The sequence below is a fragment of the Nitratidesulfovibrio liaohensis genome, from assembly GCF_011682075.1.
GTDB classification, from domain to species: Bacteria; Desulfobacterota; Desulfovibrionia; order Desulfovibrionales; family Desulfovibrionaceae; genus Cupidesulfovibrio; species Cupidesulfovibrio liaohensis.
The window spans coordinates 1-5,103 of sequence record NZ_VSMK01000185.1 but is presented as its reverse complement, the minus strand read 5'-3'; the positions used below and the strand labels follow the sequence as shown (position 1 = coordinate 5,103).

At 68.0% G+C, this 5,103-nt stretch carries 4 protein-coding genes; 2 read left to right on the top strand and 2 right to left on the bottom strand.

The window, feature by feature from the left end; translation table 11 throughout:
- Positions 1-491: ABC transporter substrate-binding protein (locus FVW27_RS07460; RefSeq protein WP_424991858.1), on the top strand; the 491-nt coding region annotated here is incomplete at its 5' end.
- Positions 492-595: 104 nt separating this feature from the next.
- Positions 596-1,375 (top strand): precorrin-2 C(20)-methyltransferase, encoded by a 780-nt coding sequence (cobI, locus tag FVW27_RS07455; protein WP_167124005.1) that lies wholly within the window; start codon positions 596-598, stop codon positions 1,373-1,375.
- An 895-nt stretch (positions 1,376-2,270) separates the two neighbouring features.
- Here cobI and FVW27_RS07450 read toward each other — a convergent pair.
- Complete coding sequence (locus tag FVW27_RS07450) at positions 2,271-4,316, bottom strand: methyl-accepting chemotaxis protein (protein WP_167124003.1); 2,046 nt, start codon at positions 4,314-4,316, stop codon at positions 2,271-2,273.
- 242 nt (positions 4,317-4,558) lie between these two features.
- On the bottom strand, positions 4,559-5,103 hold a 545-nt coding region (locus FVW27_RS07445), incomplete at its 5' end, for an ABC-type transport auxiliary lipoprotein family protein (RefSeq protein WP_167124001.1).

The following is a 5,103-nucleotide window of genomic DNA, read 5'->3' as shown; positions in this document are numbered from 1 at the left end:
CGGCCCTGCGCGCCCGGCTGGACGCCGTGGCCGCACGGGTGGGGGATCGCCCCCGGCCCGCCGTATTCTTCGAGGTGCGCCACCCCAACCAGCTGGCCGCCGGGGCCGATTCCATCGTCACCGACATCATCGCCCGCGCGGGCGGCCGCAACTGCGTCACCGCCGAAGGCCGGGTGGCCCGCCTGAGTGAGGAAGAGTTGCTGCGGCTCGATCCCACCGTCTATCTGCTGCAACGCGGTCCCATGAACCCGGATCCGGAGCCGCCCGCCACGCGCCCCCACTACGCAACCCTGTCCGCCGTCCGGAATGGCCGCGTGCGTGAAGTGGACGAGGCCCGGTATTCCCGCCCCGGCCCCCGCGCCGTGGACGCCGTGGAGGAACTTGCCCGCTACCTGCACCCCGATGTATGGGGCACCACCCCGGCCACGCCCACGCCTGACACCGGGCAGGTCGTCCCCCAACACGACGCCCCCACCCAGATCACCCCCTGAACCCACTGGTAGTCCTGACCCACGGCTTGCCCATACCCATGGCTTGACCAGCCCCACGGCTGCTCCCTCACGGACGACCACGCCATAGCCCCAAGAGGTTTTTCATGTCCGCCTTCAATGATACGCCCCCGACCGCCTGCGGCACCCTGTTCGGCATCGGCGTCGGCCCCGGCGAGCCGGATCTGCTGACCCTGCGCGCCGCCAATGCCCTTTCGCGGGTGCACGTGGTGTTTGCCGCCTCGTCCACGCGCAACGACTATTCAGTGGCGCTGGACATAGCCCGGCCCCACCTGCCCGCCGATGTGCGCATCGAGACGCTGGGCTTTCCCATGACCCGCGACAAGGCCGCCCTGGCCGCCGCGTGGGAATCCAACGCCCGCGCAGTGGCCGACACCCTGCGCAAGGGCCGGGACGCCGCCTTCCTGACCCTGGGCGACCCGCTGATCTATTCCACCTTCGGCTACCTGCTGCGCACCCTGCGCCGGGTGGCCCCGGACCTGCCCGACGACGCGGTGCAGGTGGTGCCGGGCGTCACCTCTTACCAGGCGGCGGCCGCCCGCACCCGCACCATCCTGTGCGAGGCGGACGAAACCCTGCTGCTGGTGCCCGGCGTGAACGGCACGGACAAGCTGGCCGCCGATGTGGCGGGCGCGGACAATGCCGTGATCCTGAAGGCGTACCGCAAGTTTCCGGAAATCCGCCGGGTGCTTGCCGATCAGGGTTCGGCGGAGCAGGCGGTGTTCGTCTCCCGCCTGGGGCTGCCGGGCGAAGTCATCGCCCCCACACTGGCCGATGCCCCGGACGCGCCGCACTACCTGACCCTGCTGCTGGTGCCCAAGGCCCGTACCGGTGACGATTCCGGCGACGATACCGGCGAGGCGTAGCCCCTCCCGGCTCCCATCCCCTTTCCGACAACGCCGAAGGGCCGTCCGATTCCTGCGGGCGGCCCTTGTCTGCGCAAAACCAGGCAACTCCGATTTCCCCTGCCCCTCTGGTATGCCCCCGCCCTGCCATTTGAATTTCTTGCGTACCCCCACGCCCCCCTGCTTTCTCTTCCCATTCCCCGCCCCGGCCCCACAGCCCTGACGGGCGTCCCGGCATTTCTGCCTTCTTTTCTCCTTTCCCGATCGGCTTCCACCGCTATCCCGCCGTGGCCCTGCATGGCGGAGGGCTGTGCGATGGAGACGGAGCGCGAAATAAGATGCTGCGGCGCTGGCAAGGAAGCGGATTGGGGGGCGAAGGGAGTGTACTCGCGTACATGACCGAGCCACTCAACCCACTGACGCCGCCAGCGTCGCAGCAGCTGTTTCCGCTCCGGATGCATCGCCATCACTCCCACCCCGTCCCTTTCCCATCCCCCCCGCTTTTTCCTTCCATCCCCGCCCCGCCCCCACAGCCCTGACGGGCGTCCCGGCATTTCTGCCTTCTTTTCTCCTTTTCCGATCGGCTTCCACCGCTATCCCGCCGTGGCCTTGCATGGCGGAGGGCTGTGCGATGGAGACGGAGCGCGAAATAAGATGCCGCAGCGCTGGCAAGGAAGCGGATTGGGGGGCGAAGGGAGTGTACTCGCGTACATGACCGAGCCACTCAACCCACTGACGCCGCCAGCGTCGCAGCAGTTGTTTCCGCTCCGGATGCATCGCCATCACTCCCACCCCGTCCCTTTCCCATCCCCCTGCTTTTTCCTTCCATCCCCGCACGCCACAAACACCAACGGGCCGCCCGGCATCGCCGGACGGCCCGTCCCTTGCAACCATATATATGAGGGCGCTTCCCGTCCTACCCCCGCTTCAACTGCTCGACCAACTGCCGCAACTCCTGGCCCATGCGGGCCAACTCGGACACGGCCTGGGACGACTGCTCCATGACCTCCGCCGTCTCCGCCGCGATGCGGTTCACCTCTTCCGTACCCCGGTTGATCTCCTCGCTGGCTGCAGACTGCTCTTCCGCCGCAGTGGCAATGGCTCGCACCCGGTCGGCGGTTTCCTGCACCACGTCCACGATCACCCGCAGGGAATCCCCGGCCATGGTGGCAAGCTCGGTGCTGCGGCCCACGGACATGGACGCTTCTTCCATGCCCCGTACGTTCTCGCGCGACGATCCCTGGATGGCCCGCACCGCGTCACCCACCTCGCGCGTGGCGTTCATGGTCTTTTCGGCCAGCTTGCGCACCTCGTCGGCCACCACGGCAAAGCCGCGCCCGGCATCGCCTGCCCGCGCCGCCTCGATGGCGGCGTTCAGGGCCAGCAGGTTGGTCTGGTCGGCAATGTCGCTGATCACATTCAGGATATGCCCGATGGATTCGGCCCGGTCGCCCAGTTCATGCAGGCTGCCCCGCAGCAGGGCGGCCTTGTCGTTGACGTCCTCGATGGCTTCCACCACCGAACGCACGATACCCTCGCCGTCTTCCGCCTGACGACGGGCCTTTTCCGCGTTGTCGGCCGCGGACGAGGCGTTGCGGGCCACCTCCATGACCGTGGAGTTCATCTCTTCCATGGCGGTGGCGGTCTCTCCGGTGCGCTCGCGCTGCACGTCGGCGCCCCGGCTCGCCTGCTCGATCTGGGCGGCCAGTTCCTCGGACGCGGAACCCACACGGTCCACGATCACCTCCAGCCGCGCGGCAGCCTGCTGCATGCCCTCGCTCTTGGCGCGCTCCGCCTCGGCGCGGGCGGACTCGGCCTCGGCCATGGCCTGCCGGGCCTGCTCCCCCTGTTCCTCTGCCTCGCGGGTCTTCTGTTCCGAGGTGGCGATCATGTCCTTCAACCGGTCCACCATGGTGCGCAAGGCGTTGGCCAGCGTGCCGATCTCGTCGGAACGGGCCACGTCCAACTGCCGCGAAAGATCGCCCTCGGCCACGGCGCTGGCGAATTCCACACCCTTGCCCAGCGCGTTCACGAGGTTGCGCACGATAAGAAAGATCACCGTCCCCACCAGCACCAGGATGGCCGTGGTGGCGGCCACGCTCACGTTGCGGATGGCGGCCACCGGGTCGCTGATGTCGCTTTCGTCCACGGTGACGCACATGATCCATTTCGTGGACGGCTCTTCCATGAAGTATGCATACTTTGTAATGCCCTGCCATGGATAGGCGATGCTGCCCGTACGCTGGGCCAACACCCGCTTGCCCCAGTCCAGTTCGCTGATGTCGGTCTTGAGGATCAGCGAAGGATCGGGGTGAGCGATGACCTTGCCGTTGCCCGCCACCAGAAAGGCGTAGCCCGTCTTGCCGATCTTGATGGGATTGATGAATTCCCTGGCGTACCTGCCAAGGTCCACCGCCCCGTACAACACGCCCGCCACCTTGCCGTCCACCTTGATGGGCACGGCCAGCACGACCACGGGCGTGTTGGTGGTCATGCTCATGAGCGGCTCGGACACGGTGGCCTCGCCCTGCATGCCGCGCTTGAAGTAGTCGCGGCTCGCGCGGTTTTCCTTGCCGACCGATGCGTCCAGATTGCTGGCCGCCACGACGCCGTCCGGCCCCAGCACGTTGACCACCTGATACACGTCGTAGGTGGCCACCACCTGACGCAAGGCCTCGTTGGCGCGCCGCACCACGGCAGCCCTGTCGCCGCCCGGCGGCACCCGCAGCACGTCCACCAGCACGTTGCGCATGGCCTGGGTGGCGATGTCCTCGCGCTGGTCCCGAACGCGTCTGCCCAGTTCGCCCGCTGCAGCGCGGACCATCATTTCCGACTGGGCATTGATGGCCTCGTGCAGGGCGTCCTTCGACACGGAATACGCCAGCCACGAGGACACGACCATGCCGACAAGCACCAACCCGAGCGTTGGCACGAGGAAACGGTTGCGAAGATTCCAGCCCATGGAGCACCTCGCCTGTTGCAACCCTCCCCCGAGAGCGCCGCATCAGAACCTGATGGTATCAACGTAGCACGCTGCCCATATTGGCGGTAGTCCCGTGCCGCAAAAAATACCACGTGGGAAAAAGGAACGGGGCCGGACACGTCCGGCCCCGAGCACATGCAAGGGGAGAAAAGGCAGGGCAGCCCTGCGGCAGCGGCAACGCAAAAACCGCAAGGCGCTGGCGGCCCCGGCCGCACGGGGCATCAGGAACGCGCGACGGCCATGGCCTCCAGGCTCCAGGTGGTGGCTCGCGCCAGCACGTCGCCCATGGCCGTTTCGAAGGCCTCGGCCACCTGCGGCAGCCCGGACCCGGCGGCGGGGCAGTCGCGCCCGATGGCCGTGAAGGCCACGATGCGCCCGGTCTTCAGGTCCACCAGGCGCAAGGCCAGTTCCACCTCGACCAGTGGCGCGGCCCCCTCGCCCATGCGGGTATTGAAGCGGCGCAGGTCGATCATCAGCCGGTAATCGGGATAGATGCCCGCAGATTCCTCCGCCGCGCCGTCCAGCCGCCCGACACGCTCGAAGGCTTCCACCAGCAGCCGCTGCACCAGGCGCGGGGCCGGGCTGGTCCACTTGGCCCCGGCGTAATAGCGCACCTCGCGCCCGCTCGCCCCCCCCAGCACCAGCACGATGCGGTCGGTATCCAGCATGCGGCTGGTTTCCGGCAGGGACACGGCCAGTTGCAGATGCAACGCGCCGCCCGCGCCGGGGCCGGGCATGGCCGGGGCCAGCAGCAGGTGGGTGGGCG

What these genes read in the sequence shown, in the direction of transcription:
- cobI (WP_167124005.1), top strand. Translation starts at nt 596, where the DNA reads ATGTCCGCCTTCAATGATACGCCCCCGACCGCCTGCGGCACCCTGTTC.
- FVW27_RS07450 (WP_167124003.1), bottom strand. Translation starts at nt 4,316, where the DNA reads ATGGGCTGGAATCTTCGCAACCGTTTCCTCGTGCCAACGCTCGGGTTG.